This window comes from Microbacterium gorillae (assembly GCF_050990725.1).
Classification (GTDB): domain Bacteria; phylum Actinomycetota; class Actinomycetes; order Actinomycetales; family Microbacteriaceae; genus Microbacterium; species Microbacterium gorillae_A.
The window spans coordinates 39,206-64,096 of sequence record NZ_CP158844.1 but is presented as its reverse complement, the minus strand read 5'-3'; the positions used below and the strand labels follow the sequence as shown (position 1 = coordinate 64,096).

Annotated in this window: 24 protein-coding genes; 14 read left to right on the top strand and 10 right to left on the bottom strand. The window is 67.9% G+C overall.

Annotation, left to right across the window (positions count from 1 at the left end; genetic code table 11):
- Positions 1-309 precede the first annotated feature (309 nt).
- Both ABTV68_RS00320 and ABTV68_RS00315 read right to left on the bottom strand, forming a co-directional pair.
- Positions 310-1,500 carry a hypothetical protein gene (locus ABTV68_RS00320; RefSeq protein WP_433675626.1) on the bottom strand — a complete coding sequence of 397 codons (1,191 nt, stop codon included), beginning with the start codon at positions 1,498-1,500 and terminating at the stop codon, positions 310-312.
- Positions 1,501-1,520: 20 nt separating this feature from the next.
- Positions 1,521-2,549, bottom strand: a complete 1,029-nt coding sequence (locus ABTV68_RS00315) for a Gfo/Idh/MocA family protein (protein WP_433675625.1) — start codon at positions 2,547-2,549, stop codon at positions 1,521-1,523.
- A gap of 106 nt (positions 2,550-2,655) precedes the next feature.
- On the opposite strand from ABTV68_RS00315, the gene ABTV68_RS00310 reads away from it, so the two are divergent.
- Genes ABTV68_RS00310 through ABTV68_RS00285 form a run of 6 tightly spaced genes read left to right on the top strand, consistent with a single transcriptional unit; the run spans position 2,656 to position 9,728 of the window.
- Positions 2,656-3,690 (top strand): LacI family DNA-binding transcriptional regulator, encoded by a 1,035-nt coding sequence (locus ABTV68_RS00310; protein WP_433675624.1) that lies wholly within the window; start codon positions 2,656-2,658, stop codon positions 3,688-3,690.
- Positions 3,687-4,958 carry a sugar ABC transporter substrate-binding protein gene (locus ABTV68_RS00305; protein WP_433675623.1) on the top strand — a complete coding sequence of 424 codons (1,272 nt, stop codon included), beginning with the start codon at positions 3,687-3,689 and terminating at the stop codon, positions 4,956-4,958. Before ABTV68_RS00310 ends, ABTV68_RS00305 begins: the two co-directional genes overlap by 4 nt.
- Before the next feature lie 4 nt (positions 4,959-4,962).
- The gene (locus ABTV68_RS00300; RefSeq protein WP_433675622.1) at positions 4,963-5,859 is read left to right on the top strand and encodes a carbohydrate ABC transporter permease; all 897 of its coding nucleotides are present in this window, start codon (positions 4,963-4,965) and stop codon (positions 5,857-5,859) included.
- A complete protein-coding gene (locus tag ABTV68_RS00295) occupies positions 5,859-6,701 on the top strand; it encodes a carbohydrate ABC transporter permease (protein ID WP_433675621.1) in 843 nt (280 codons plus the stop codon). Before ABTV68_RS00300 ends, ABTV68_RS00295 begins: the two co-directional genes overlap by 1 nt.
- A gap of 14 nt (positions 6,702-6,715) precedes the next feature.
- Complete coding sequence (locus ABTV68_RS00290; RefSeq protein ID WP_433675620.1) at positions 6,716-7,702, top strand: glycoside hydrolase family 130 protein; 987 nt, start codon at positions 6,716-6,718, stop codon at positions 7,700-7,702.
- Between the two features lie 4 nt (positions 7,703-7,706).
- Positions 7,707-9,728, top strand: coding sequence for a hypothetical protein (locus tag ABTV68_RS00285; protein ID WP_433675619.1), 2,022 nt, complete (start codon positions 7,707-7,709; stop codon positions 9,726-9,728).
- Positions 9,729-9,820: 92 nt separating this feature from the next.
- Here ABTV68_RS00285 and ABTV68_RS00280 read toward each other — a convergent pair whose 3' ends face one another.
- From ABTV68_RS00280 to ABTV68_RS00265, 4 genes are read right to left on the bottom strand one after another with little or no spacing between them, the layout of a single operon-like run.
- Positions 9,821-10,192: a type II toxin-antitoxin system death-on-curing family toxin gene (locus ABTV68_RS00280; RefSeq protein ID WP_433675618.1), complete on the bottom strand. Its 372-nt coding sequence runs from the start codon at positions 10,190-10,192 to the stop codon at positions 9,821-9,823.
- Between the two features lie 25 nt (positions 10,193-10,217).
- On the bottom strand, positions 10,218-10,424 hold the full coding sequence (locus ABTV68_RS00275; RefSeq protein WP_433675617.1) for a ribbon-helix-helix protein, CopG family: 207 nt from the start codon (positions 10,422-10,424) through the stop codon (positions 10,218-10,220).
- A gap of 29 nt (positions 10,425-10,453) precedes the next feature.
- Complete coding sequence (locus tag ABTV68_RS00270; RefSeq protein WP_433675616.1) at positions 10,454-11,743, bottom strand: threonine/serine exporter family protein; 1,290 nt, start codon at positions 11,741-11,743, stop codon at positions 10,454-10,456.
- Between the two features lie 50 nt (positions 11,744-11,793).
- Entirely contained in the window at positions 11,794-12,126 is a 333-nt protein-coding gene (locus ABTV68_RS00265; RefSeq protein ID WP_433675615.1) for a hypothetical protein, read from the bottom strand.
- Between the two features lie 226 nt (positions 12,127-12,352).
- Here ABTV68_RS00265 and ABTV68_RS00260 point away from each other — a divergent pair, with 226 nt between their 5' ends.
- On the top strand, positions 12,353-13,615 hold the full coding sequence (locus ABTV68_RS00260; RefSeq protein ID WP_433675614.1) for an ATP-binding protein: 1,263 nt from the start codon (positions 12,353-12,355) through the stop codon (positions 13,613-13,615).
- Positions 13,615-14,700 carry a hypothetical protein gene (locus ABTV68_RS00255; RefSeq protein ID WP_433675613.1) on the top strand — a complete coding sequence of 362 codons (1,086 nt, stop codon included), beginning with the start codon at positions 13,615-13,617 and terminating at the stop codon, positions 14,698-14,700. Before ABTV68_RS00260 ends, ABTV68_RS00255 begins: the two co-directional genes overlap by 1 nt.
- A 2-nt stretch (positions 14,701-14,702) precedes the next feature.
- Here the strand turns inward: ABTV68_RS00255 and ABTV68_RS00250 are convergent, their stop codons facing one another.
- On the bottom strand, positions 14,703-15,068 hold the full coding sequence (locus ABTV68_RS00250; RefSeq protein WP_433677664.1) for a cupin domain-containing protein: 366 nt from the start codon (positions 15,066-15,068) through the stop codon (positions 14,703-14,705).
- A gap of 1,261 nt (positions 15,069-16,329) precedes the next feature.
- On the opposite strand from ABTV68_RS00250, the gene ABTV68_RS00245 reads away from it, so the two are divergent.
- Positions 16,330-16,896: a hypothetical protein gene (locus ABTV68_RS00245; RefSeq protein ID WP_433675612.1), complete on the top strand. Its 567-nt coding sequence runs from the start codon at positions 16,330-16,332 to the stop codon at positions 16,894-16,896.
- 135 nt (positions 16,897-17,031) lie between these two features.
- On the opposite strand, the gene ABTV68_RS00240 is transcribed toward ABTV68_RS00245, so the two are convergent.
- On the bottom strand, positions 17,032-17,484 hold the full coding sequence (locus tag ABTV68_RS00240) for a VOC family protein (RefSeq protein WP_433675611.1): 453 nt from the start codon (positions 17,482-17,484) through the stop codon (positions 17,032-17,034).
- A gap of 101 nt (positions 17,485-17,585) precedes the next feature.
- Between ABTV68_RS00240 and ABTV68_RS00235 the strand changes: the two genes are divergently transcribed.
- From ABTV68_RS00235 to ABTV68_RS00215, 5 genes are all read left to right on the top strand, one after another.
- The gene (locus ABTV68_RS00235; protein ID WP_433675610.1) at positions 17,586-18,554 is read left to right on the top strand and encodes a helix-turn-helix transcriptional regulator; all 969 of its coding nucleotides are present in this window, start codon (positions 17,586-17,588) and stop codon (positions 18,552-18,554) included.
- A 129-nt stretch (positions 18,555-18,683) separates the two neighbouring features.
- Positions 18,684-19,196 (top strand): hypothetical protein, encoded by a 513-nt coding sequence (locus tag ABTV68_RS00230; RefSeq protein WP_433675609.1) that lies wholly within the window; start codon positions 18,684-18,686, stop codon positions 19,194-19,196.
- A gap of 90 nt (positions 19,197-19,286) precedes the next feature.
- The gene (locus ABTV68_RS00225) at positions 19,287-20,930 is read left to right on the top strand and encodes a circularly permuted type 2 ATP-grasp protein (RefSeq protein WP_433675608.1); all 1,644 of its coding nucleotides are present in this window, start codon (positions 19,287-19,289) and stop codon (positions 20,928-20,930) included.
- The gene (locus ABTV68_RS00220) at positions 20,924-21,853 is read left to right on the top strand and encodes an alpha-E domain-containing protein (protein ID WP_433675607.1); all 930 of its coding nucleotides are present in this window, start codon (positions 20,924-20,926) and stop codon (positions 21,851-21,853) included. Before ABTV68_RS00225 ends, ABTV68_RS00220 begins: the two co-directional genes overlap by 7 nt.
- On the top strand, positions 21,850-22,695 hold the full coding sequence (locus ABTV68_RS00215; RefSeq protein WP_433675606.1) for a transglutaminase family protein: 846 nt from the start codon (positions 21,850-21,852) through the stop codon (positions 22,693-22,695). Before ABTV68_RS00220 ends, ABTV68_RS00215 begins: the two co-directional genes overlap by 4 nt.
- A 45-nt stretch (positions 22,696-22,740) precedes the next feature.
- Here ABTV68_RS00215 and gap read toward each other — a convergent pair whose 3' ends face one another.
- Positions 22,741-23,739: a type I glyceraldehyde-3-phosphate dehydrogenase gene (gene gap, locus ABTV68_RS00210; protein ID WP_433675604.1), complete on the bottom strand. Its 999-nt coding sequence runs from the start codon at positions 23,737-23,739 to the stop codon at positions 22,741-22,743.
- A gap of 86 nt (positions 23,740-23,825) precedes the next feature.
- The gene (locus ABTV68_RS00205; RefSeq protein WP_433675603.1) at positions 23,826-24,809 is read right to left on the bottom strand and encodes a GlxA family transcriptional regulator; all 984 of its coding nucleotides are present in this window, start codon (positions 24,807-24,809) and stop codon (positions 23,826-23,828) included.
- Positions 24,810-24,891 lie beyond the last annotated feature (82 nt).

Genomic DNA, 24,891 nt, shown 5'->3' with positions numbered 1-24,891 from the left:
TCACCTCATTCACGAAGACGAAACACACCACGTTGTACGCGCTCGAAGTACCGTTCGTCCTGCAGCGCGCTGCGGTAGGACGAAGCCGCAGCCTCGCCCACGACGTCGCGAACTCCCGCCGTGATCTCGCTGACTGATGCGGGTGATCCGAGATCCGCGAGATACTGACGAATCGCATTTTTGAGTTCGCCACGGGGGCGCCTACGAACTACTGACTCCGACATGTGGCTCCTGGTAGAGTCGACGCTATAACGTCGACTCTACCAGACAGGGATCTGACGCCTGACCGACGAGCATGCGTTGCGAACTTCAGCGCTCGGCCGCCCACTGCGGGTTCACCGCGATGGCATGGACGTGGAGGTCCCGCTTCGAGAAGTCGATGCCGCGCAGCTCCAGTTCGATGCGACGATCGCCCGCAGTCGCGTCCGCGCCGAAGATCGTCATGCGGTCCAGCCGGTCGTAGGCGCTTCCGCGACGGGGATTGATGAACGTCTCATCCGTGGCAACCCCGTAAACGCGTCCCCCGGCTGCGGCGAGGACGCCCTCGCCCGTGCCCGAGATGATCTCCACGTCGAAGTCATTGAGGAACCCACCGAGATCCACCGTTTCCGTCGCGGTGACGGACTCGCCGAGCTCGGGGCCGACAGGGACCGACCACAGCGTGCTCCCTCCGGCCCAGTACAGCCGACCCTCCCAGACGAACGGGGTTCCCGACATCCAGGCGAACAGCTCCCTCGGATAGCGAATCTCGACCTCTCGACGCTCACCGGTAGCGCGGTCCCAGATCTGAAGAGTCTGAGTGGTGTGGTCTTCCGCGTCGACGAACTCGCCCCAGCCGTAGAGGCGATCGCCCGCGCAGGTGACGCTGCCGACGCCGGTGAAGGGAGAGGTGCCGCTCAGATCCTCGGTCTCACCTGTCACGGTGCGGACGCCGTGGTCGCCGGACACCAGCACGGCCTCGCCGTTGCAACTCGTCAGACTCGCACTCGTGTAGCCGGCATCACGCTCGGTGAGCTGACCCGCTTCGACGTCGACGAACGCGAGCTGCGCGCCCTCTGCGGATCCGGTCAGCACCGCGAACCCCTCGCTGGTGGCGACGCGAGCGCGCTCCGACGACGAGTCGCTGGCGATGTCGAGCGGGAAGGACCGGAGGCCGTCGGCGTCGAGGATGTACTCGTCGCGCGGCCCACCAGTACTCAGCCCGTTCTCGGTCCACACCAGGCGCGAGTCCTCGAACCCGCGCTCGTCCACCTGCACGGACCGCGTGTCTCCGGCCTCGTTGACCAGCACCAGATACGACCGATCATCGGCGTCGAGGCGCAGCGCCACGACAGCGTCCTCGAGACCGAAGTCCTCGGAGATCGGCGGTGTCTTCAGGGTCTGGATACCGGCCGGAATGCCGAAGAACACCGCCCAGATGCCCACGCCGACCAGAGCGACGATGCCCCAGGCGCCGAGTGCGCTGACGCCCCGCTTGGCGGTCTTGTCCCCCTGACCCATGTGTCGATCCTGACACGGGCCTACGACGGCAGCGAGGTCACCGTGAGCTGATCGCGGATCTCCTCCACCGTGCGCAGCACAGCCGTCACCTCGTCGAGCGGATGCAGCGGCGACTCGATGCGCCCTTCGCCGACGTAGGCCGCGAGCGCAGTGGCCTGATAGCCGAGCGCGTCGTAGCGCTGCGAGAAGCGGTCATCGATCCACTCCTCCGTCTGCTCGCCGCGGGTGACCCGCAGACCGGACGGCGCGAAGAACGCCGGCAGCACGTTCACGCGAGCGAGGGAGCCGACCACCATTGCCGCTGCCGGCGTTCGAGCCAGCAGCGACGTGGACACGACGGCATCCGCCGCGCCGCCCGCCGACGTGAGCAGCGCGGTGGCGCGCAGATCCACTCCGTCCGCGGTGACCAGTCCGGATGCCTGCACCCGCTCCGGAGTCCCGAGGATCGAGGAGGCGAAGGAGATCGGATAGACGCCGATGTCGAGCAGCGCCCCGCCGCCCTGCGCGGGGTCCCAGAGCCGACTGGTCGGATCGTAGGTGGCGGCGGATCCGAAGTCCGCGACCACCTGGTTGATCTCCCCCAGCTCACCCGCCGCGATGAGCTGACGGAGCACATCGCTCTGCGGCAGATACCGGGTCCACATCGCCTCCATCGCCATCACCCCGGCGGCGCGCGAGGCCGCCGCGATCTCCGCCGACTCCGCCGCGGTCATCGCGAACGGCTTCTCCACCAGCACATGCTTTCCCGCGGCGATCGCCCGCAGCGCGAGATCGCGATGGGAGGCGTGCGGGGTGGCGATGTAGACCACGTCGATGTCGGCGAGGTCGAACAGCGCCTCCGGCGGGGTCAGCACGCGCTCGATCCCGTGCGACGCGGCGAAGACCCCGGTCCGCTCCGCGTCGCGAGCGGCGACGACCGTCACCCGCTGACCGGTATGTCCGTGCAGGGCGTCCACGAAGTAGCCGGCGATCCAGCCGGTCCCGATCACCCCCCACTGCAGCGCAGGAACGGCGGACGGATTGATGAGGCGCGCGGACGGTAGGGTCACGCCTCCACGATCCCACGTGATGCCCCGACGTCAACCCCGTTGACTTCGTGAATCAAACCGGTTTACACTCATCAAACCGGTTCAAACGGTCCCACGAGGAGGTGGCATGAGCCGCACGACGATCGCAGACGTAGCGCGCGAGGCCGGAGTCGCCAAGGCGACGGTTTCCCACGCGCTCAGCGGCAATCGGCCCATTTCGGAGGAGACGAGGGCGAAGGTGCTCGCCGCCGCCGAGAAGCTCGGCTGGGTGCCCAGCCAGAGCGCGCGGGCGCTCGCCAACCGACGGGCCAACGCGGTCGCCGTCGTGCTCGCCCGCGATCCCGAGGTCATTGCGAACGACTCGTTCTTCCCCGCGTTCATCGCGGGAGTCGAGTCGGTGCTCTCCGAGACGGAGACGGCCCTGATCCTGCAGGTGGTCCCGGACCGCGAGGCCGAGGAGCGGGCCTACCGCTCCCTGTCTCATGGACGCGCCGACGGCGCCATCCTGCTCGACCTGCGCGATGACGACTGGCGCGTGCCCTTCCTCGACGACCTCGAACTCCCGACGGTCCTCGTGGGTGCGTACGACGGGCCGCACCCCTTCTCCTGCGTGCGCACGGATGATGCCACGCCCATTCGCGACATCATCGCCCAGTTGCGCGAAGCCGGTCACGAGCGCATCGCGCACGTGTCCGGACCACTCCCCTACGTCCACTCCCGGGCGCGCGCCGAGGCGTACCTCGACGCGGTCGGCGGCGACGATCGACTGCTTCGCGAGGGAGACTTCACGGCCGCGAGTGGTCGCGCCCTCACCGCAGACCTGCTCGCGCTCCCGGATCGCCCCACCGCCATCGTGTACGCCAACGACACGATGGCCATCGCGGGCCTCTCCTATGCGCGCGCCCAGGGGCTCAGCATCCCCGCCGACCTCGCGATCTCCGGCTTCGACGACGACAACCTCTCCGCCCATCTCACCCCGGCGCTCACCAGCGTCTCCTCGGACCCCGCTGCCCGAGGCCGGGCGGCCGCCCGACTTCTCCGCGCCGACATCCTCGGTGCGGAGCCGCGCACGGAGGTCGTCGACTGCAACGTCGTGCACTTCCGCGAAAGCACCAGCAACACCCAGAACACTGCACCGACCGTGTCAAGGAGGACACCATGAAGAGAATCACCGCAGCAGCCGCCATCGGCATCGTCGCGCTCACCGCCACCGGATGCTCCGCCGGAGGTGGCGGCGGCAACACCGCCGGCTCCGCCGACAAGACCGGACCCATCAAGGTCTGGCTGTCCAACAACGAGCAGGAGCTCGCCTGGGGCAAGGCCGTCGTGGAGGCGTGGAACGCGGAACACCCCGATGAGAAGGTCACCGCACAGGAGATCCCCGCCGGCTCCTCGTCAGAGGAGGCCATCACCGCCGCGATCACCGCGGGCACCGCCCCGTGCCTCGTCTACAACATCGCCCCCGCGGCCGTCTCCGGATGGGTCAAGCAGGGTGGACTCGTCGACCTCAGCAAGATTGCTGATGGCAGCGACTACATCACCTCTCGCGGTGGGAACGTCGACGCCTACGCCACCGATGGCGACTACTACCAGCTGCCGTGGAAGTCGAACCCAGTCATGGTGATGTACAACAAGACGCTGTTCCAGGCGGCCGGAATCGATCCCGAGAACCCCGAGATGGACACGTACGACTCGTTCCTGGCCGGTGCGAAGTCGCTGGTTGCCTCGGGGGTCAAGAGCGCGATCTGGCCCGCCCCCACCAGCGAGTTCTACCAGCCCTGGTTCGACTTCTATCCCCTGTACCTGGCCCAGACCGACGGCACGCTGCTCGTCGAAGACGGGAAGGCGACCTTCGACTCCGACGCCGGCCGACAGGTGGCTGAGTTCTGGAAGACGATCTACGACGAGAAGCTGGCACCGAACGAGGCGTCCACCGACGACGCGATGTCGGCCGGAACCACGGCGATGCAGCTCGCCGGCCCATGGGCGATCCCGTCCTACGCCGACACCGTCGATGTCGGCTTCATGCCGGTGCCCACCAGCGACGGCCGCGCGAACCCGACGACCTTCGCCGACTCGAAGAGCGTGTCGATGTTCTCGGCCTGCGAGAACCAGGGCACGGCATGGGAGTTCCTGAAGTTCTCCACGAGCGTCGACAGTGACGGCCAGCTGCTGGAGCTCACCGGCCAGATGCCGATGCGCACCGACCTCGCGAACACCTACGCCGACTACTTCACGAAGAACCCGAACTACGTCGCGTTCGCGAAGCAGGTCGAGAACGTGGCGGACGTCCCCAGCATCGCGAACTCCGTCGAAGCCTGGCAGGCCTTCCGTGATGACTACTCGGCCGCGGTGATCTTCGGAAAGACGACGATCGACGAGTTCCTCAGCAGCGCTGCGTCGGAAATCGACAAGCTCGTCGCCGAGTGACGCCATGACCGAGAACCGACGGCTGCGCACCCGCCTGCTGGGTGCGCAGCCCATCGGCGGCCTGTTCGCGCTGCCGTACTTCGTCTTCGTGCTCGCGATCTTCGCGTATCCCCTCGGATTCGCGATCTACATCGCCTTCCACGACTACTTCTTCACCGCTCCGGGCATCGAAGTGGATCGCCCGTTCGTGGGATTCGACAACTTCGTCACCGTGCTCACGGATTCCCGCGTGCTCGACTCCTTCCGCAACACGCTGGTGTTCCTGGTGATCAACGTCCCGTTGACCGCTGTGCTCGCCCTCGTGCTGGCCGCCGCGCTGAACACCGGCATCCGCTGGGTCTCCGCCTACCGCGTGGCCTTCTACGTCCCCTACCTCACGGCGAGCGTTTCGCTGGTGGGTGTGTGGATGCTGCTGTTCTCGGGCGACGGCCTCATCAACACGATTCTCGGACCGCTCGCTCCGGATCCGTCCTGGCTGGTCAACAGCGGGCTTGCGATGCCGATGATCGCTCTCTATGTGACTTGGAAGCAGCTCGGCTTCTACATCCTGCTCTACCTCGCGGCGCTACAGAACGTTCCCAAGGAGCTGTACGAGTCGGCCGAGACCGACGGGGCCGGCGTGTTCTCCCGGTTCTGGAACGTCACCGTTCCGGGAGTGCGCAGCGCGACCACTCTCGTGCTGATCCTGTCGATCATCACCGGAGCGAACCTGTTCACCGAGCCCTATCTGCTCACCAACGGCGGCGGCCCGGACGGCGCCTCCACCACACCCGTGCTTCTCATCTATCAGCTGGGCATCCAGCAGCAGAATCCCGACACCGCAGCGGCGATCGGCATGATCCTCGTCGTCCTCGTCGGTCTGCTGTCGCTGGCCGCCAACCGAGCCACCAGGGAGCGATGATGACCCGTCGACGCCGTTCGCTGCCGCGCCTCGTGAGCACGATTCTGCTCACGATCGCCGCCATCGGATTCGCCTTTCCGTTCTACTTCATGCTCGTCGGCGCCTTCCAGAAGAACCCGACGAACTCGCCCAGCTCGCTGATCCCCACCACCGGGTGGACGGTCGACAACTTCGTCGCGATCGACTCGCGCATCGATCTCGCCGGGTCGCTGCTGAACTCGCTGATCTTCACCGCGGGCGTGCTGCTCGGCACGGTGGTGTTCGGTCTGCTCGCCGGTTACGCGATCGCACGCCTGGATTTCCGCGGTCGCGGGGTGATCTGGGTGCTGATGCTGCTGGTGCAGATGGTGCCGTTCCAGCTGCTGATGATCCCGCTGTACGTGCAGATCACCCGCAACTACGGTCTGGGCGACTCGTATCTGGGCATGATCCTGCCGTTTCTCATCAACACGACGGCGGTGTTCATCTTCACGCAGTTCTTCAAGGCGCTGCCCGGGGAGATCTTCGAGGCCGCCCGCATCGACGGCGCCGGGGAGATCCGCCTGCTCACCTCCGTCGCCCTGCCCCTGATCCGGCCCGTGCTGGTGACGGTGGTGCTCGTCACCTTCATCGGTCCGTGGAACGAGTTCCTCTGGCCCTTCCTCATCACGAAGGATTCGACGATGCAGCCCCTCGCGGTGTCTCTCGCCAACTACATCTCCAACGTGGCGCAGTCCACGGCGAACCCCAACGGCGCGATCCTCGCCGGCGCCACCGCGCTGGCCTTCCCCGTGGTGATCCTGTTCGTCGTGTTCCAGCGCTTCTTCACCGCCACCGACCTCGGCGCAGCCGTCAAGGGCTAGCCAGAAAGGCCATCATGTTCACCGGAGCGTCCTTCCCCCTCGGCCCGTTCACGCCGTATGAGGGCAACCCCATCCTGCGTCCGCGCGGCGACAGCTGGGAGTCGGCCAATCTCTACAACCCGGCGGCCCTCGTCGACGGAGACGAGGTCATCCTCCTCTACCGCGCGCACGCCGACGACATCGTCTCGCACATCGGCATCGCCCGCTCCCGCGACGGCGTCACCTTCGAACGCGAGGATGCGCCGATCCTCTCGCCATCGGAGGACTACGAGCGATACGGCTGCGAGGACCCCCGCATCGCCCTCATCGAGGGGACGTACTACCTCACGTACACGGGCTGGGATCGTCACAGCGCGCAACTGTGCCTGGCGACGTCGACGGATCTGCGTACCTGGACCAAGCACGGACCGCTGTTCGAGGACTTCGACACCTTCAAGACCACCGATCCTCGTGGCTTCAACTGGTCCAAGGCGGGCGTCATCGTGCCGCAGCGGATGCACGGGAAGTGGTGGATGTACTTCGGCGAGGGTGCCATCTATTGGGCCACCAGCGACGATCTCATCCGCTGGACGCCCGGTACCCCGGATACAGAGCCGATGTACTCCCCGACGCCGGGGACCTGGGACGAGGCACTCGTCGAGATCGGCACCTCCCCGGTGGTCACCGACAACGGCCTGCTCGTCATGCTCACCAACGGCGCGACGCGAACCGTCCACGACGACGGCACGGTGGACGTGGACTACCGCTGCGGTCAGATCGCCATCAATCCCGATGAGCCGACGAAGGTCATCGCGCGCATGCAGGAGCCGTGGCTGCGCCCGCAGACGTTCGAGGACCTGCACGGCCTGGTCTCGAACGTCACGTTCGTGGAGGGCCTGGTGAAGTTCCACGGAAAGTGGTTCGCGTACTACGGACAGTCGGACACGACGCTCGCCGTCGCCATCCATGACCCCGCACAGCCGTGGGGCGCGGCGCTGCGGTCCGCGGACGGGGAGGAGTGAGGACATGAAGACCACGCGCCGCACCTTCCTCGCGCTGGCGGCCGGCGCTTCGGCGCTCGCCCTGTTCCCCGATGTCGCCGTGGCGCAGACGACCGGTGCGGCGCGACCTGCCGCCGCCGGGTCTGGCCGCAGGCTGACCAACCTCGCGCACCTGCGATTCCTCCTCGCCGATGTGCCCGTCACGGCGAGCGCCGCACACACCACGTACGAGATCGATGCGCGGCCCGTGGTGCGCGCACCGTGGACCTACGCAGATACCGACGGTGCGGGCGGGTATCGACCGGTCGGTGGCGGGACCCGCGACGCCGCAACCGGGTACTGGAGTCAGGGCGCGTACAACGCCGATGACATCGCACGCGCGGCCGTCGTGTTCCTGCGCGACTGGCGGACGACAGGTGACACCCAGAGCCGCGAGGATGCGCGTGACGTGCTGCGCTCTCTCGCGTACCTGCAGACCGTCACGGGTGAGAACGCGGGACGCGTGGTGCTGTGGCAGCAGGAGGACGGGACGCTGACTCCCAGCGCCATTCCGGTCGAGCTGCCCGACCCCTCCGACTCGGCCGAGTCGTATTGGCTGGCACGTACCGTGTGGGCGTTCGGCGAGGGATACGCCGCCTTCCGCCGCGAGGATCCCGCGTTCGCCGCGTTCCTGCTCGACCGACTGCACCTGTGCCTGGACGCACTTGGTCGCGAGTCGCTGGGACGTGCGGGGCAGTGGGTGCGCAGCGATGGTCGCGATCTTCCCGCGTGGCTCATCGCGGGCGGTGCCGATGCGACGGCGGAGGCCGTGCTCGGACTCGCCGCCGCGGCCGAGGCCGGCGATGCCGCCAGCCGTCGAGCGCTGCAGACGTACGCGGAGGGCATTGCGGCGATGGCAACGGATCCGGCTCAGGGGTGGCCGTTCGGTGCGGTGCTGCCGTGGACCGGATCGCTCGGGTTCTGGCATGCCTGGGGCGCTGCGGCACCGGAGGCGCTCGGTCGAGCCGGATCCGTGCTGGGCCGGCGCGACTGGGCCGCGGCGTCCGTCACCGACGCCGGCCGATTCACGCCGCAGGTGCTCGCGTCGGGCGGACCCCACAACGCGTGGGCACCGCTTCCTGCGGAAGCTCAGATCGCCTACGGAGCGCACGGTCGTCTCGCCGGCGCGGTGCAGGCGGCGTCAGCGGGTGGCGAGGGTCTTCGCGTTCTCGCGGGGCTGATCGCCGGGTGGTTCTTCGGGGCGAACACCGCGGGTGTCGCGGTCTACGACCCCGCCACCGGCGTCACATTCGACGGCGTGGAGACCGACGGGCGGGTGAACCGCAACTCCGGCGCGGAGTCCACGATTCACGGCCTGCTGGCGATGCAGCTGCTCGACGCGAATCCCGACATCGCCGCCATCGCGACCTCCATCACGGGCCTGCGCTCCCTCCGTGGACTGCGATCAATCGATGCCGCGGGAGCGCGCCTCTCCGCCGGATGCGAGGTCGTGCGTCCGGAGGGCGGCGCCTGGACCGGGGAGGGCAACCTCTCCGGAGGTGCCTACGTCCGTGTCCCGGCTGGCGAATCCGTGGAGTTCGACGTGACGGAACCGGGCGGCATCCTGCACGGACTCGTCTGGCGTCAGGCCGCCGATGCCGGCGACGCGGTGTGGGAGGTGTTCTCCGGTTCGCGCCGGGTGTGGACCTCACGCACCGCGGCGGGCGGCACCGGGGACCGAGGTCTCACCGAGGCGGACGGGATGCTCGTGCCGCAGCTGCTCGGCGGGAACCTGCCGGAGGGGCCCGTGACCGTGCGCTGCACGAGTACCGGTGACGTGCGGCTGAACGCGCTCGTCATCCAGCCGCGTGTGGTCACCGCCGTGTACGCCACCACGACCGGATCCGCGGTGCTGTACGCCAACGGCACGGACTCCGATGTTCGCGTCGCGCCGCTGGCGCCGGGCTCGGGCCGCGCTTACGAGGCCGACGGCTCGCAGCGCGGCCAGGCGGCCGCCAGCGGCGCCGTGCGGGTCCGCGGCACCGGGTTCTCCATCACCCTCGGGTGACGCCCTCGCGTCGCAGGCACTCCATCGTGCGCCGTGGCTCCTTTCCGGCACCGGATTCGAGCCACGTGTGGACTGTGAAAGCTGTGCGCCGCTCAAGCCTGCAGACGAATGTGCTGTGCGATGAGGACGGCCAGCGAACGCACGTCTCGCTCGCGCTGTGCGGCGGCCAGCACCATGTCGAAAGCTACGTCGTCAGGGAAGAGAACCTCGTACCCGTTCAGCTCTAGGAACACGAACGTAAGAACGAGCGAGACACGTTTGTTGCCGTCAAACAGGGAGTGGTTTTGACTCAGTGAGCTGAGCAGCGCGGCCGCCTTCTCTTCGATGCTTGGGTAAGCATCCGCTCCGAACATGCTGGCCGATGGACGCGCCAGCGCGGAGAAGAGGAGGCCCTCGTCTCGAACATGCAGCCCCAGTCGGGCAATGACAGCGACGGCCTGCTCGGGTTCGAGGTACTCGATCATCAGGCGTCTGCGAGGTACTCGATCATCAGGCGTCTGCGAGGCGCTCGATCACGTCGGCGTAGCGTTCGCCGATGTCGTCCGCGAGGCGCAGAACTCGGGCCGTCTTCGATTCTGTCGACGCAAAGCGCTCGGCGGCTTCGATGAGCAACGCGTGCTTGGAAGTGTGACGCTCGCGGGCGATCTCGGTGAGCTTGGCATCGAGATCTTCAGGAAGTCGCACAGTCATTGCCATACCAGAATGGTACTACTGCGTGCGCCACATCAGCGGATCACGTGGATCGAACCGGTCGCCGTGGTGACCGGAACGGGGCGCGTGATCCGCAGTGCGTCGGCGATGAGAGCGCCCACCTTCGTGCCGATGCAGAGGCTGATGAAGATCATCGGGGCGGCTGCGAGCGCGGTGGCATCGAAGGACGCGAGGGCGACGAGGCCCACCGTGCCAGGAACGAGCAGCAGGAACGCCGGCTGGAACGACACCGTGGCGGGGACGGCGAGGGTCACGCGCTCCAGCACGCGCGCCGCGATGAACAGCAGTCCGGCCGTCACGCCGGTGGCGATAGTGCTGCCCGTGAACGGACTCAACAGCATCAGTGCGCCGTAGGTGCAGCTCATGACGATGACGGTCGCGATCGTCAGGCGGAAGCCCGAGCCGAAGCTGAGGCCGATTCCGATGGCGAGCACCACCACGCCGATCCAGCTCCACGCCAGGGGCGGCACGGACTCCCAGCCGCTGTGTCCGGTGACCAGCGACGTCTCCCCCACGAGGGCGGCCGACGCCGGGTCCACGCTCAGTCCGGTGAGCGCAGCGCCGAGATAGATCCCGGCCGCCATGAAGGCCAGCACGATCAGCCCGTAGACCAGTCGCGATGCTCCCGTCACGATGTCGGCGGAGGTGAGCTCCAGCAGCGCGTTGGTGATCAGCGCCCCCGGGACCAGAAGCGCCACCGGCGCACAGACGGCGAAGAGCGGTACGGCACCGAAGTCGAGCCCGGCGGCAACCACTCCCACGATGAGGGTGGAGATCAGCGACGCCACGAACGGCACGATGGCGGAGGCCGCACGCACGCGTTCGGTGACGATGGCGATGGTTGCGACCAACGCCCCGACGAAGAGCGCAAGGAGAACAGCCCACCACGGACAGCGGAACAGCACCGCCAGCCCTGCGGCCAGCAGCGCGCCGCCGAGGGCCATCTGCAGCGCCGGGTGTCGTCGCTGCAGGGCACGGATCCGAGCCACGTGATCGGGCACCTGATCCAGTGCCACCTGTCCGCTCTCCAGCCGGCGGGCCAGCTGCGACGCGTGCGCAGTCTGTCGGAAGGTGAGTCCCGGCCCGCTGCCGGCCGCGATCGTCGTAGCCCCGGGTACACCCGGTCGACTCACGAACACGTGCTCCGGGAAGACCGCGAACGTCAGGTCGGTGCGGGGCGCCGTGACCTCGCGCACGCGCTCCAGCGTGCCGCGGACGTCGGTGACGGATACCCCCGCGTCCAGCAGAAGGGCGCCGAGGTCGCCGAGGGCGACGTCAGCGGGAACGGGGGCAGAAGCGGACATCACCTGAAATGGTAGATCCGCCAGCCGCGTTCACTCACCCAGCCGACGCGTCACCAGCTGCCCTCGTGGTTCCAGAACCAGACCGATGATCGCCGCTGGCGAGCACGACGGCGCAGCGTGTCCACCGCCACCCCCGCGATGATGGCCAGGATCCCGGTCCCGAACACCAGCAGCAGCGGTGTGGCGTCGCCGGCCGCGATTCCGGGCACGCAGGCGAGCGATCCGACCAGCCAGAGCCCCAGCGGCAGCAGGCTGAGCTCGGCCTGTCCGAGAACGAACAGCGCGAGCATCCCCAGCGCCCCGAGCAGTCCCACCACGACGCCGACGGTGGTGATGAGTGCGCTGAACTCGTTCAGCGACACCAGAAGTGACGTGTCAGACATGAAGCCTCCCCCAGAGTGACGTTCGCCTCGTCCCCACGGGCGAACGGCACGCTCATATGTGGCGTGCATCAGATGAGACGCGGAAACGGCCCGACTATGACGCGTAACGGGGGAAATTCTCCGCGCAGGATCAGATCCACCCGCCTCGGGGTGATCTGCGAGCCGAGAGTGTTGGAGTGTCGGGGGAGCATGAGAGCATGTCGTGAGAGTCATCGCCGGGGGACATATGGACGATTCGAACGAGTTTCTCGCTGTCATCGAGGGGGCGGTCGAGGCCGACCCGTCGAACGCATCGCTTCGACTCGACTTCGCCGAACTGCTGCTCACGGTCGACCCACGGCGCGCCGCGAACGAGGTCGACGCGGCTCTGAACCTGGGCGTCGCGCCGGAATCGGTGAACCTGCTGCGGGCACGCATCGCGGCGGAGATTCTGCGACGATCGCGCAACGCATCACCGCCGCCGGCCCCCGCGACCCCCCTGATGCCACCGACTCCACCGATGCCGCCGACAACACCCGCTACCGCAGCTCTGCCCGACTCGCCATCCGCCGATCGTGACACTCGCCCGCCCATTCGCGCCACGGACCAGGCGAATGAGCGACCCGTGTGGGACGTCGAACGATCCACGGTGACCCTGGCGAACGTCGCCGGGCTCACCGACGTGAAGGCTCATCTGGATGCGGCGTTCTTCGCACCGATGCGCAATCCAGAACTCGCCTCGATGTTCGGGCAGAAGGCGGGCGGAAGCCTGCTCATGTTCGGCCCTCCCGGCTGCGGCAAGACGTTTCTCGCGCGCGCTGTCGCGGGCGAGCTGGGTGCCGGTTTCATCCACGCGACGCTGGCTCAGCTCGTCGGCGAGTACTGGGGCCAGACCGAGAAGGCCATCGCCGCGCTCTTCGCTCAGGCCCGCGCCTCGGCACCGTGCGTGATCTTCTTCGACGAGTTCGACGCGCTCGGTGGAAAGCGCCACTCCGGAAGTTCCGCGGCCCAGACCCTGCGCATGATGGTGACGCAGCTGCTGGAGGAGTTCGATGGCGTCGGATCCGCGAATGACGGCGTGTATGTGCTGGCGGCCACCAACCGCCCGTGGGACATCGACCCCGCGTTCCGACGGCCGGGGCGCCTCGATCGATCGATCGTCGTTCTCCCTCCCGATCCCCCGGCTCGGTGGGCCATCGTGCACCAGCAGCTCGCCGGCAAGTTCGTCGCGCCAGATACGGACGTCATGGCCGTGGTGAACCAGACCGAGGGGTACTCAGGCGCCGACGTCGCGTATGCCGTTGAGACGGCGGTGCAACAGGCCTTCCTCGCGTCGCTGCAGGCCGGGACGCCGCAGCCGCTCACCACCGGATCGCTGCTGGCCGCGGCCGCCTCGATCACACCGTCCACGCGTCAGTGGTTCCGCGAGATCGCCCCGCTGCTCCAGTTCGGGGTCGATGACGGGACGTTCGGTCAACTGCGCGACTACATCGCGCGGCATCCGAGCTGATGACGGATACCGTGATCGAGCGGGCCGCGCTCTTTCTGGAGGCTCGCGACGTCGCGGGGGCGCGGCGCCTGCTGGTCGGCGCGCTGGAGGAGAGCCCCGGTCGCGGGGACGTGCTGCTCCTGCTCGCCGAAGTGCTCGAGGCGGAAGGTGCGGATCCCGCCGAACGCGAGCAGTGCCTGCGCGCCGCCCACGCTGACCCTGCGTCGCGCGCCGGGGCTGCGGGTGCCCTGGCCTCGCTGTTGAGAGACCTGCCGGGACGACGCCCCGAGGCGCTGGAGTTCGCGCGTGAGTATGTCGAGCTCCAGCCGGATGCGCCCCGGTCGCACCTCACTCTGGCGGAAATGCTCGCCGCCACCCGAGAAATGAAACAGGCGAAGCAGAGCATCTCAACCGCCCGCGAACTGGCGAACGGCGACCCGGAGACGCTGAACGCCGTCACCGCAGCCGAGGCGGCTATCGAAGCGCTGTACGGCTCGAAGCGGAGGGGCGTGGCGATCCTGCTAGGGCTCCGATCGCAGTTCGTGGACAGTCCCGAGATGGATCGCGCCGTCCTGGCGGCCGCCGTCATGCGATGGCGTTTCGTCGACGCTGCACTTCAGGCTCGAGACATTGCGCTTCGCGCCCCCATGACCCCCGACATCGCCCTGTACATCCGACTCTTCGTCGCGTTCATCCCTGGCGCGATCGTCGGGCTGATTCTCCTGTCGACGCTCCTCATCACCTGCATCCTGCTGCCAGTGCTGTGGGCCACCGCTGGCGCCGATGTCGCCGCTCGGCTGTGCGCGACGGCTGGACTCGTGACGACGCTGGGGGCATCCGTCATCGGCATCCTCCCTCTGCTGCGCCCCGGCGTCCTGCCGCAGATTCGGGAGCTGGCCGCGGGCAGCTCGTGGCGGTGGCGCGGGATCACGTTCACGACGATGGTCACCGTCCCCGAGCTCCTCGCGCTGGCGACCGCGCAACCCGGATGGATCATCGTGGCCGGCGCGCTCTCCCTGATCGGTGCGGTGATCTACCTCTTCGGAATCCTCGAGCTCGGTCTGGATGATCGCAGCGACGATAAGCCGAGCGCGTCCGGCGGCTGACGTCAGGCGAGCTCTCGCAACTCAGAGGTCAGGTCTCCCCCGGCGTCTCCGGTGTTCACCGTCCCCTTCGGCTCGAAGAGGAGCGCCTGGACCTCCTCGTCCGCCTTCGGGCAGTGCTCGACTCCCCGCGGCACCACGAACACGTCGTTCGGCCCCAGCACTACATCGCGGTCACGGAGCTGAATGATCAGCTGACCGCTGACCACGAGGAACAGCTCGTCAGTGTCGGGATGCGTGTGCCACACGAACTCACCCTGCAGCTTCACGACCTTCACGTCGTAGTCGTTCACGCTGACCAGCCGATGCGGCTGCCAGTGAGCAGCGATCGTGGCCAGAGCCTCGTGCAGGTTGCGAACGTCGTCCGTCATGTGTCGAAGCCTAGCCCGCGCCGTGCTCCCGATCCGGAGTCGGTGGACGCGACTCTCTGCGTCGCCAACGATTGACACGCCCGGGACCGCCGGGTACTGTCCGAGCCAGTGGTCCGGTCGGAGCAGGGAGAGTTCCGGTTCTCGGGCTCCGCTGCAACAGCGCCTGGGCGTGCGCGTCGTCGGTCGACGATCAGCACCCGGGTATCGACCGTTACACCTGGGAGTGGCCATGAGCTTCGCTGACTGTCTCGCCGCCACCGGGTCCGCGCCCAGCTGGCCTCTCATCGCCGCAGGCGCCTTGGTCGTGCTCGCCGGAGTGGCGCTCCTCACGCGACGAGACAGGGAACGCAAGCGCGCCGGAACCGTACTCGGGATCTTCGGTGTGATCGCTCTGATCGCGCTCGCGCCGCTCGCGGCCCCCACGCCCGCACAGGCGGCGACAAGTGACTGCCGCCCCTCGGCACCGGCACCCACCCCGGTGCCCACCACGTCACCAACGCCGACTCCGACGGGCGCCCCGACACCGACGGCCACGCCGAGCCCGACATCCACGGCTGCCCCGACACCGACGGCCACGCCGACAGCCACCGTTACTCCGACGCCGACACACACCCCGACGCCCACAGCCACTGCCACGTCGACGCCCACGGCAAGCCCGACGCCCACGGCAAGCCCGACGCCCACGGCAAGCCCGACGCCCACGGCAAGCCCGACGCCCACGGCAAGCCCGACGCCCACGTCGACACCGACGCCAACACCAACTTCGACGCCGACCGCAAGCCCGACGCCCACGGCAAGCCCGACGCCCACGGCAAGCCCGACGCCCACGGCAAGCCCGACGCCCACGGCAAGCCCGACGCCAACATCGACTTCGACGCCGACACCAACGGCCACGCCGACGCCCACACCGACAGCCACGCCGACGCTGACACCCAGCCCAACGCAAACGCCAACACCGACACCGACGCCAACACCCACGCCGACACCGTCAGCCACGCCCACGCCCACACCCACACCGACACCGACGCCAACACCGTCAGCCACGCCCACACCCACACCGTCAGCCACGCCCACGCCCACGCCCACACCGACACCGACACCGACACCGACACCGACACCGACACCGACACCGACACCGACACCGACGATCACCTTCGTCTCCCCCGAGGCCCCCACATCGCTTCCCCTGTGTGGCGAGGCGCCACTGATCGTCACTCCGGACAGCGAGTACTTCGACTACGAAACGGTCCGCGAGGGTGATGTGACGACGGTCATCGCAACGCTGAAGGCCGGCCTGGAGAATGTCGCCCTCGCTGATGGCGCTCAAACCACGTGGACGTTCGACATGTCGTTCGTCCCGGTCCTCGAAGCCCCGGCCGACTGGAGCTTCTCGTACTACGTGTTCGATGATCTCGGCAGCGGCTACCTGTTCGATCCTGTCGTCGCAGACTTCCTCGCCGACCACGCAACGTCAATGACACTCATCACAAACGCCGTCGAGGCATCCGACTACGGCGTCTTCGACTCGTCCGGCAATCAGCTCATCGAGTTCAACGCCCTCGGCGTGGCATCGAACATCACCGAAACCTACGACGTGCAGCAGACGGGTCAAACCTTCGACTTCACGCGCACGAACGTGGAGACCTCCGGGGGCCAAGCCGCCGCGGAGTATCTTTTCGGCCTTCAAGGACCGCTTCCTGACGGCGCCACGGTTCAGGCGATCCCCGGAACCTGGCGCTGGATCAGCTACTCGGGGACGATCGAGGCGATCTACAACAACGGCTGCGCCCTCGCCACCACCATCGGCACCGGCCTCATGGTGGGCTAGTCGCGTCGCTCCCGGTTCCTGAGCGAGCGTTAGCGAGACGAAGGGCCTGGGGACGTGCGCTGAGTTTGCTGCCCTTCGTCTCGCTTCGCGGATCTTGAGCGCCAGCGAGACGAAGGGCCTCCGGCCGCGCCGAACCTAGGCGCTGACGGTGAAGCTCCAGGTGACACCGAAGCGGTCCGTGAGCATCCCGAATCCGCTGCTCCATGCCGATGCGGCCAGCGTCTCAACGATGCTGGCTCCGTCTGCGAGCGCGCTCCAGTACTCCTGGAGCTCGCCCAGCGTGTCCGATCCGATCGAGACGAACAGTGCCTGATCGGTGACGGTCGTGTTGTTCTCCCGACGCGTGGATCCGCCGCCGACAACTCCGTGCTCCGTTGCACCGGGCACGTCGTAGCCCATCACGCGGAAGCCGTTCGGTGCGGCCACCAGGCCGAATACCACGCGGTCCGCTCCCGGGATCTCGGCGGGCATGCCGAAATCGGCATATGTGTTCATGACGAGATGGCCACCGAAGACGGACTGATAGAACTCCAGCGCCGCGCGTGCATCTCCGCGGAAGTTGAGGTGGGTGGTGGTCTGAATGCTCATGTCTGCTCCTGCGTGTTCTGCGAGCCCGTATCGACCCGCAGAACTCACTCTCACGGTCGTATAGGTCAGCTTTTGTCCTACATCGCGAATACTGTCGAACCATGACCACGACCTCGCGACTGCTCGCGCTCCTGTCGCTGCTGCAGACTCATCGCGACTGGCCGGGTCCGGTTCTCGCCGAACGACTCGAGACCAGCCCACGCACCGTTCGCCGTGATGTGGATCGCCTCCGGGAGATGGGCTACCGCATCGACGCCACGATGGGTCCGGACGGCGGCTATCGACTCGCCGCCGGGAGCGAGCTGCCGCCGCTGCTCTTCGATGAGGACCAGACGGTGGCGATCGGCATCGCACTGCAGACCGTTCCCGCCGCGGGCGCCGGCGTGGACGAGGCCGCCAGCCGCGCGCTGGCCACGATTCGTCAGGTGATGCCATCGCCATTACGGCATCGCCTCGACGCCATCGAGGTGACAACGCTTCGCCACGCCGATGCGAGCGCGGAACCCGGCGTGCTCGAAGCGATCTCACGCGCCATCCACGCTCGCGAAGTGCTGCGATTCGACTACCTGTCCACGAGCGGCGAGGCGGTGGATCGACCACCTCGCCGCGCGGAGCCGGTGCAGCTCGTCGCCTCCGACGGGCGCTGGTACCTGCTGGGCTGGGATCTCGAACGCGACGACTGGCGCCTGTATCGGGTGGACCGCATCCAGCCGCGAACAACGAACGGCCCGCGCTTCACGCCGCGAGCGGTACCCGGCGGCGACGCAGCCGAGTTCGTTGCGGCACGGTTCAAGGGCTCGACCGTGAATGAGTGGCCCTGTCGCGGCACCGCCATCCTCGAGCTGCCGGCCCGGGAGGTCGCCCCGTTTGCGCGAGACGGGATCGTCACGGCCCTGGATGACGAGCACTGCTCGCTGGAGGCGGGTGCATGGTCCTGGACGGCTCTCGCCGCCTCCTTCGGCCGATTCGACGCGCCGATGCAGGTCGTCGGTCCCCCCGAACTCGCCGCCGCGTTCACCCTGCTCGCCACCCGCTACGGTGACGCATCGGTCGGGGTCGTGGGGAGCTGAAAAACGCTTCTCCAAGCCTCTCCGCAGAGGCGTTTTCCATCTCCCAGCCACGGTTGCCGCAGGATTGGCGCAGGACGCCCCCGCGGGTGCACCATGGAATGAGAGCGCTGCACCGGAAAGGAGCCGCTCGTGACCCAGTCGCTTCCCTCGCCCGTTGAACAAGCGCGCCGACCCCGTCGTCTGTGGTGGCTGATCGCGGCCATCGCGAGCGTCATCGCTGTCGCCGTCATCGCGGCGGTCGTCATCATCGGCCAGCGACCCTGGCTCGCCACGAACGTGACGATTCCCCTCAGCTACGTCGGCGATGACGGAAAGACGTACTCCTGCACGTACGACTATCGAACGTCCGACCGCGCGCCCATGCCGTCCGCCGTCGCCGACAACATGAATGCTCGCGACTGGTCGCAGACGGGGCAGCTGATGTACGAGTGGGCCAAGACCCACCCCGCCGAATCCTGGACGACGCAGGACGAGTTGCCCGCAGACGACCCGCAGTCGACGCGGGCGGACGCGACCTGGGCTCTCGCGATGGACGAGTACATCGAGTTCCCGGCGTGGACGGTCGATACGGCACAGGGCACCGAGTACGAGCTCTGGTGGGAAGTGCGCGACGGAAGCACCTGCATAGACGGACTGCGCTGATCGCGGTGTCGACACACTGAGCCCCGGGCCGTCGCGCCGCCGACTTGTGGCCGTAATGGGCGCGAAACGTCAGCGTGGAATGGTCCATCCATGGAAACGTCCTTCGCCGGCTATTGGAGTCGACCGTCTCAGCGATCTCACTCACGTTCGCCGTGGGACGAGATGTTCGACGGCAACGCCGCGGGAACCCCGCTGTCCACGCGCGATCCGTACCGCACGATCCACCGCGCGCTCAGTCAGATGTCTGCGGAGGATCTGCGCGGACGAGTGGAGGCTCTCGCCGGGGCGTACCTGTCGCAGGGCGTGACCTTCGACTTCGCGGGCGAGGAACGACCGTTCCCTCTCGACGTGGTTCCGCGAGTCATCGGACCCAGCGAATGGCGAGAGGTGGACCTCGGCGTCGCGCAGCGTGTGCGGGCACTGGAGGCGTTCCTCGACGACATCTACGGCGCGCGGCGTTGTGTATCCGACGGTGTGCTGCCGGCACGACTCATCGCGTCGTCCAGCCACTTCCACCGACAGGCGGCGGGCATCGTCGCCGCGAACGGGGTGCGGATCCAGGTGGCGGGCATCGATGTGATCCGAGATGAATCGGGATCCTGGCGCGTGCTCGAGGACAACGTCCGTGTGCCCAGCGGAGTGAGCTACGTGCTGGCGAATCGACGCGCACTGGCGCAGATGCTGCCCGAGATGTTCGAGGACATGCGGGTGCTGCCGGTGGTGGACTACCCGAACCGGCTGCTGGGGGCTCTCCGAGCCGCCGCGCCGCAGGGTGCCGATGACCCGACGATCGTGGTGCTGACGCCCGGCGTCTTCAATTCGGCGTACTACGAGCACACGCTGCTGGCCCGGCTGATGGGGGTCGAGCTGGTCGAAGGGCGGGATCTGTTCTGCTCCGGCGGTCGCGTCTGGATGCACACGACGGCGGGTCCTCGCCGTGTCGATGTGATCTATCGCCGCGTGGATGACGAGTTCCTCGACCCGCAGCAGTTCCGTCCCGACTCGATGCTCGGTGCCGCCGGCATCATGAACGCCGCTCGGCTGGGCAACGTGACCATCGCGAACGCCATCGGCAACGGCGTCGCGGACGACAAGCTCGTCTACACCTATGTCCCGGATCTGATCCGCTACTACCTGCACGAGGACCCGATCCTGCCGAACGTCGACACCTGGCGCCTGGAGGATCCGGAGGCGCTCGCCGAGGTGCTGGATCGACTCGACGAGCTCGTGGTCAAGCCGGTGGACGGATCGGGGGGCAAGGGACTGATCATGGGGCCCGCGGCATCGCGTGCGGAGCTCGACGCGGCGCGTCAGACGCTGGCCGCGGACCCGCGCGGCTGGATCGCACAGCCGGTGGTCCAACTCTCCACCATCCCGACCCTGGTGGACGATGGATTCCGACCACGGCATGCCGACCTTCGCCCGTTCGCGGTCAACGATGGAGAGCAGATCTGGGTGCTGCCCGGTGGTCTCACCCGTGTCGCCCTGCCCGAGGGGCAGCTGGTGGTCAACTCGAGTCAGGGGGGCGGGTCGAAGGACACGTGGGTACTGGAGGATCCGGAGGTGCCCCGCGCATCCGTGACGACGGGTCCGTCGCGCACGGTCGTTCCGCCCGTCATCGAGTTCTCCGCCCCTGAGCCCGCGCCGCTGCCCGTCCCGCCCTTCGACGACCAGCAGCAGCAACAGCAGCAACAGCAGCAACAGCAGCAACAACAACAGGAGGCATCGTGCTGAGTCGCATCGCCGAGGGCCTGTTCTGGATCGGTCGCTACGTCGAGCGCGCCGACGGCACCGCGCGCATCCTCGATGTCCATCTGCAGCTTCTCCTCGAGGACCCGTGGGCGGACGAGGAGTCGGTGTGCCGCACGGTGCTGGCCGTGATGGGCGTGCCCGACGCGGCGGGAAGCAACCCGCGACGCGGCGACGCCCTCCGGGTCCTGGCCACGGATCGGACGAGGGCGATCTCGGTCGCGCACTCCCTGTCTGCAGCGCGAGAGAATGCTCGTCGGGCGCGCGAGGTCATCTCTCAGGACTTCTGGGAGGTTCTCAACACGACGAACGCTCGGCTGCCCCTGCGTGTCGAGTTCGAGCGCTCGCACTCCTTCTTCCAGTGGGTGCGCGAGCGCGCGGCGTTGACGTACGGGGTCGCGGAGACATCGATGAGTCGCGATGAAGCCTGGCACTTCTTCGCCCTGGGTCGTGCTCTGGAGGCGGCCGATATGACGGCTCGGCTCCTGGTCTCCGCCGCCCGGACCGCGGATGACAGCGCGATCAACTGGATGACCCTGCTGCGCAGTTGTGACGCGTACGACGCGCATCTGCGAGTGCATCGGTCCATGCCCACGGCAAGGTCGGCGACGGAGTTCCTGCTCGTTGATCGCCACTTCCCGCGGTCCGTGCTGTCCAGCGTCATCCGCGCGGAGGAATGCCTGCGCCAGATCGGCCAGAGCTCACCGCTGTCGCCTCCCGATGCGGTCGGGCGGGCGATCGGGCGACTGCGTTCGGACCTGGAGTATCGCTCGGTGACCGACCTCGTCCTGCTGCTGGAGAGCAGTATGCACCAGGTGCAGGAGAGCGTGTCGACGATCAGCAACGCCGTGCAGGATCAGTACTTTCCATCGATGGCCGCGCCCGTCTGGACCGAGGAGACGCTATGACCAGGCTGAAGATCGTGCATCGGACCGGGTTCCAATACGCGTCCCCCGCGACGGCGTCGTACAACGAAGCCCGCATGCTGCCGCGCACACAGGACCGCCAGCTCGTGCTCCAGGCGCGCGTCGACACGAGCCCCGCCACGCATCCGAACACGTACAACGACTACTGGGGAACGCCGGTGACGGCGTTCGAGGTGCTCACCCCGCACCAGCAGCTCTCCGTGGTGGCCACGAGCATCGTGGAGACGCGCACGATCGTCGCCGATGGCCCCCGACTCGACTGGGAGCACCTCGCCGAGTCCGTATCGACGTCGCTCGACGTGGCGGAGATGCTGATTCAGACGAACGCCACCGAGCCCGACGAGCAGATGCGGGAAATCGCCACCACGATCCGCACAGAGCACGTAGACGTCGACGATGCGGCGCGTGCCCTCTGCAAGATCGTCGGTGAGGCGATGACCTATCGCCGGGGCGTGACGGGCGTCAACTCCACCGCCCGCGACGCGTGGCCGGCGCGGGCGGGAGTGTGCCAGGACATCGCGCATGTCACGCTGGGCATGCTGCGGGCGGCCGGCGTTCCGGCGCGCTACGTGTCCGGCTACCTGCACCCGGAAGCAGACCCGCAGATCGGTGTGACCGTGGCGGGCGAATCTCATGCCTGGGTGGAGTGGTTCTCGGGCGCCTGGCGTGGGTACGATCCGACCAACCTGGTGGAGATCGGACCATCTCACGTCTTCGTCGGAGTCGGCCGCGACTACGCGGACATCACCCCGCTCCGCGGTGTGTATGCCGGGTCCGGAGCATCGGACATGTTCGTCACGGTGGACATCACGCGGCTGGAGTGACAATCGGGGTGCCCGCTGTTTCAGCGGGCACCCCGATTCCCGGGATCAGGACTGCGTGAGCAGCAGGAGCGTGTCGACCACGCGGTTGGAGAAGCCCCACTCGTTGTCGTACCAGGCGACCACCTTGACATGCTTCCCATCCACCCGGGTGAGCGCGGAGTCGAAGATCGACGACGCCGGCTGGCCCGTGATGTCGCTCGAAACCAGCGGGTCCTCCGAGTACTCGAGGATGCCCGCCAGCGGTCCCTCCGCCGCTGCACGGTAGGCGACGAGCACCTCGTCGCGCGTGACCTCGCGCGAGACGGTGGTGTTGAGCTCCACGATCGACCCGACCGGCACGGGCACGCGGATGGAGTCGCCCGACAGCTTGCCGTCGAGGCCGGGCAGCACGAGACCGATCGCCTTCGCGGCGCCGGTGGTGGTCGGCACGATGTTGACCCCGGCGGCGCGAGCACGACGCGGGTCGCGGTGCGGGCCGTCCTGGAGGTTCTGCTCCTGGGTGTAGGCGTGCACCGTCGTCATGAAGCCGTGCTCGATGCCGGCCAGATCGTCGAGCACCTTCGCGAGCGGCGCCAGGGCGTTGGTGGTGCAGGAGGCGTTGGAGACGATGGTGTGGGCGGCTGCGTCGTATGCCTCGGTGTTCACGCCATAGGCGAGGGTGACGTCGGCACCGTCGGAGGGAGCGCTCACGAGCACACGCTTCGCTCCCGCGCGCAGGTGGGCGCCGGCGGCCTCCGCGGAGGTGAAGCGTCCTGTGGCTTCCAGCACCACCTCGACACCCAGTTCGCCCCAGGGCAGGTTCTCGGGGTCGCGCTCGGCGAGCACCTGAATGCGGTGGCCGTCGACGATCAGGGCGTCACCGTCGACCTCGACCGGACGGCCCAGGCGGCCAAGGGAACTGTCGAAGCGCAGGAGCTGGGCGAGGGCGTCGGGCGCGGTCAGATCGTTGACGGCGACGACCTCGAGGTCGGTACCGCGCTCCAGCAGAGCGCGCAGGGTGTTGCGACCGATACGGCCGAAGCCGTTGATGGCGATGCGGGTCATGATGTCCTTTCGTTCCCGTTCCGCCTTCCATGGTCAACCGGAGCATCGGGGCCTGCCAGTGGCTGTCAGGACAGCATGCGCAAGGATCACGCCACGTCGCTTGCCACCGATGATGAGGATCCCGCCACCGTCGCGTTCGAGAATGTGTGTCGGTACTCCGTGGGCGAGGTGCCGAGGATGCGATGGAAGTGCAGCCGCAGGTTCGCGCTGGTCCCGAGGCCCACACGATGGGCGATCTGCTCGACGCCGAGATCCGAGCGCTCCAGAAGCTCGCGCGCCAGGTCGATGCGTGCCCGCAGCACCCACTGCATCGGGGTGTAGCCGGTGTCCTCCACGAAACGACGTGAGAAGGTGCGCTCCGAGACGTTCGCGTTGCGCGCCAGATCGGCGAGCGTGAGCGATTCGGCGAGGCGACCGAGCGCCCACTCGCGGGTGTCGGCGAAGAGGTCGCCGAGGGGCTCCGGCACGCTGCGCGGCACGTACTGCGCCTGTCCCCCGCTGCGATACGGCGCGGCCACGAGTCGTCGGGCGACGTGATTCGACAGCCCGACGCCATGGTCGCGGCGGACGAGATGCAGGCAGAGATCGATGCCCGATGCGGCCCCCGCGGACGTCAGCACGTCTCCCTCGTCGATGAAGAGCACGTTCTCATCGACGTCGATGAGCGGGTGCCGCTCGGCGAGGGCGCGGGTGTAGTGCCAGTGCGTCGTCGCTCGTCGCCCGTCGAGCAGTCCCGTGGCCGCGAGCGCAAACGCGCCGGTGGAGATCGCGGCGAGGCGGGCCCCGCGGTCGTGTGCAGCACGCAGCGCGGCGACGACAGCGGCCGGGGGTTCAGTGCTCGCGGGTTCACGATAACCGGGGACGAAGATCGTGTCGGCGCGCTCCAGCGCATCCAGCCCCTCGGCCACGTGGTACGACAGGCCGTCGCCGCCGGTGACGAGCCCCGGCTCCGCTCCGCACACGCGCACCTCGTACGGCATGCTCGCTCGGTGCGCGAACACCTGTGAGGGGATGCCGACGTCGAGGGGCTTGGCGCCTTCGAGCACGAGCACGGCAACGCGGTGGGTCATATGCCCATCATCACGGACGTCGCCGGCATCACGGAAGCAGCGTGCACGAGCTTCATCAGATGAAGGGATATGATGGCGCGGG

Excerpts from the sequence above, each read along its gene's own strand:
- ABTV68_RS00250 (WP_433677664.1), bottom strand. The coding sequence starts at position 15,068 with ATGACGGACGACGTTCGCAACCTGCACGAGGCTCTGGCCACGATCGCT.
- ABTV68_RS00205 (WP_433675603.1), bottom strand. The coding sequence starts at position 24,809 with ATGACCCACCGCGTTGCCGTGCTCGTGCTCGAAGGCGCCAAGCCCCTC.
- ABTV68_RS00270 (WP_433675616.1), bottom strand. The coding sequence starts at position 11,743 with ATGTCCGCTTCTGCCCCCGTTCCCGCTGACGTCGCCCTCGGCGACCTC.
- ABTV68_RS00275 (WP_433675617.1), bottom strand. The coding sequence starts at position 10,424 with ATGGCAATGACTGTGCGACTTCCTGAAGATCTCGATGCCAAGCTCACC.
- ABTV68_RS00305 (WP_433675623.1), top strand. The coding sequence starts at position 3,687 with ATGAAGAGAATCACCGCAGCAGCCGCCATCGGCATCGTCGCGCTCACC.
- ABTV68_RS00260 (WP_433675614.1), top strand. The coding sequence starts at position 12,353 with ATGGACGATTCGAACGAGTTTCTCGCTGTCATCGAGGGGGCGGTCGAG.
- ABTV68_RS00285 (WP_433675619.1), top strand. The coding sequence starts at position 7,707 with ATGAAGACCACGCGCCGCACCTTCCTCGCGCTGGCGGCCGGCGCTTCG.
- ABTV68_RS00225 (WP_433675608.1), top strand. The coding sequence starts at position 19,287 with ATGGAAACGTCCTTCGCCGGCTATTGGAGTCGACCGTCTCAGCGATCT.
- ABTV68_RS00235 (WP_433675610.1), top strand. The coding sequence starts at position 17,586 with ATGACCACGACCTCGCGACTGCTCGCGCTCCTGTCGCTGCTGCAGACT.
- ABTV68_RS00295 (WP_433675621.1), top strand. The coding sequence starts at position 5,859 with ATGACCCGTCGACGCCGTTCGCTGCCGCGCCTCGTGAGCACGATTCTG.
- ABTV68_RS00320 (WP_433675626.1), bottom strand. The coding sequence starts at position 1,500 with ATGGGTCAGGGGGACAAGACCGCCAAGCGGGGCGTCAGCGCACTCGGC.
- ABTV68_RS00255 (WP_433675613.1), top strand. The coding sequence starts at position 13,615 with ATGACGGATACCGTGATCGAGCGGGCCGCGCTCTTTCTGGAGGCTCGC.
- ABTV68_RS00280 (WP_433675618.1), bottom strand. The coding sequence starts at position 10,192 with ATGATCGAGTACCTCGAACCCGAGCAGGCCGTCGCTGTCATTGCCCGA.
- ABTV68_RS00240 (WP_433675611.1), bottom strand. The coding sequence starts at position 17,484 with ATGAGCATTCAGACCACCACCCACCTCAACTTCCGCGGAGATGCACGC.
- ABTV68_RS00290 (WP_433675620.1), top strand. The coding sequence starts at position 6,716 with ATGTTCACCGGAGCGTCCTTCCCCCTCGGCCCGTTCACGCCGTATGAG.
- ABTV68_RS00265 (WP_433675615.1), bottom strand. The coding sequence starts at position 12,126 with ATGTCTGACACGTCACTTCTGGTGTCGCTGAACGAGTTCAGCGCACTC.
- ABTV68_RS00215 (WP_433675606.1), top strand. The coding sequence starts at position 21,850 with ATGACCAGGCTGAAGATCGTGCATCGGACCGGGTTCCAATACGCGTCC.
- ABTV68_RS00300 (WP_433675622.1), top strand. The coding sequence starts at position 4,963 with ATGACCGAGAACCGACGGCTGCGCACCCGCCTGCTGGGTGCGCAGCCC.
- ABTV68_RS00310 (WP_433675624.1), top strand. The coding sequence starts at position 2,656 with ATGAGCCGCACGACGATCGCAGACGTAGCGCGCGAGGCCGGAGTCGCC.
- gap (WP_433675604.1), bottom strand. The coding sequence starts at position 23,739 with ATGACCCGCATCGCCATCAACGGCTTCGGCCGTATCGGTCGCAACACC.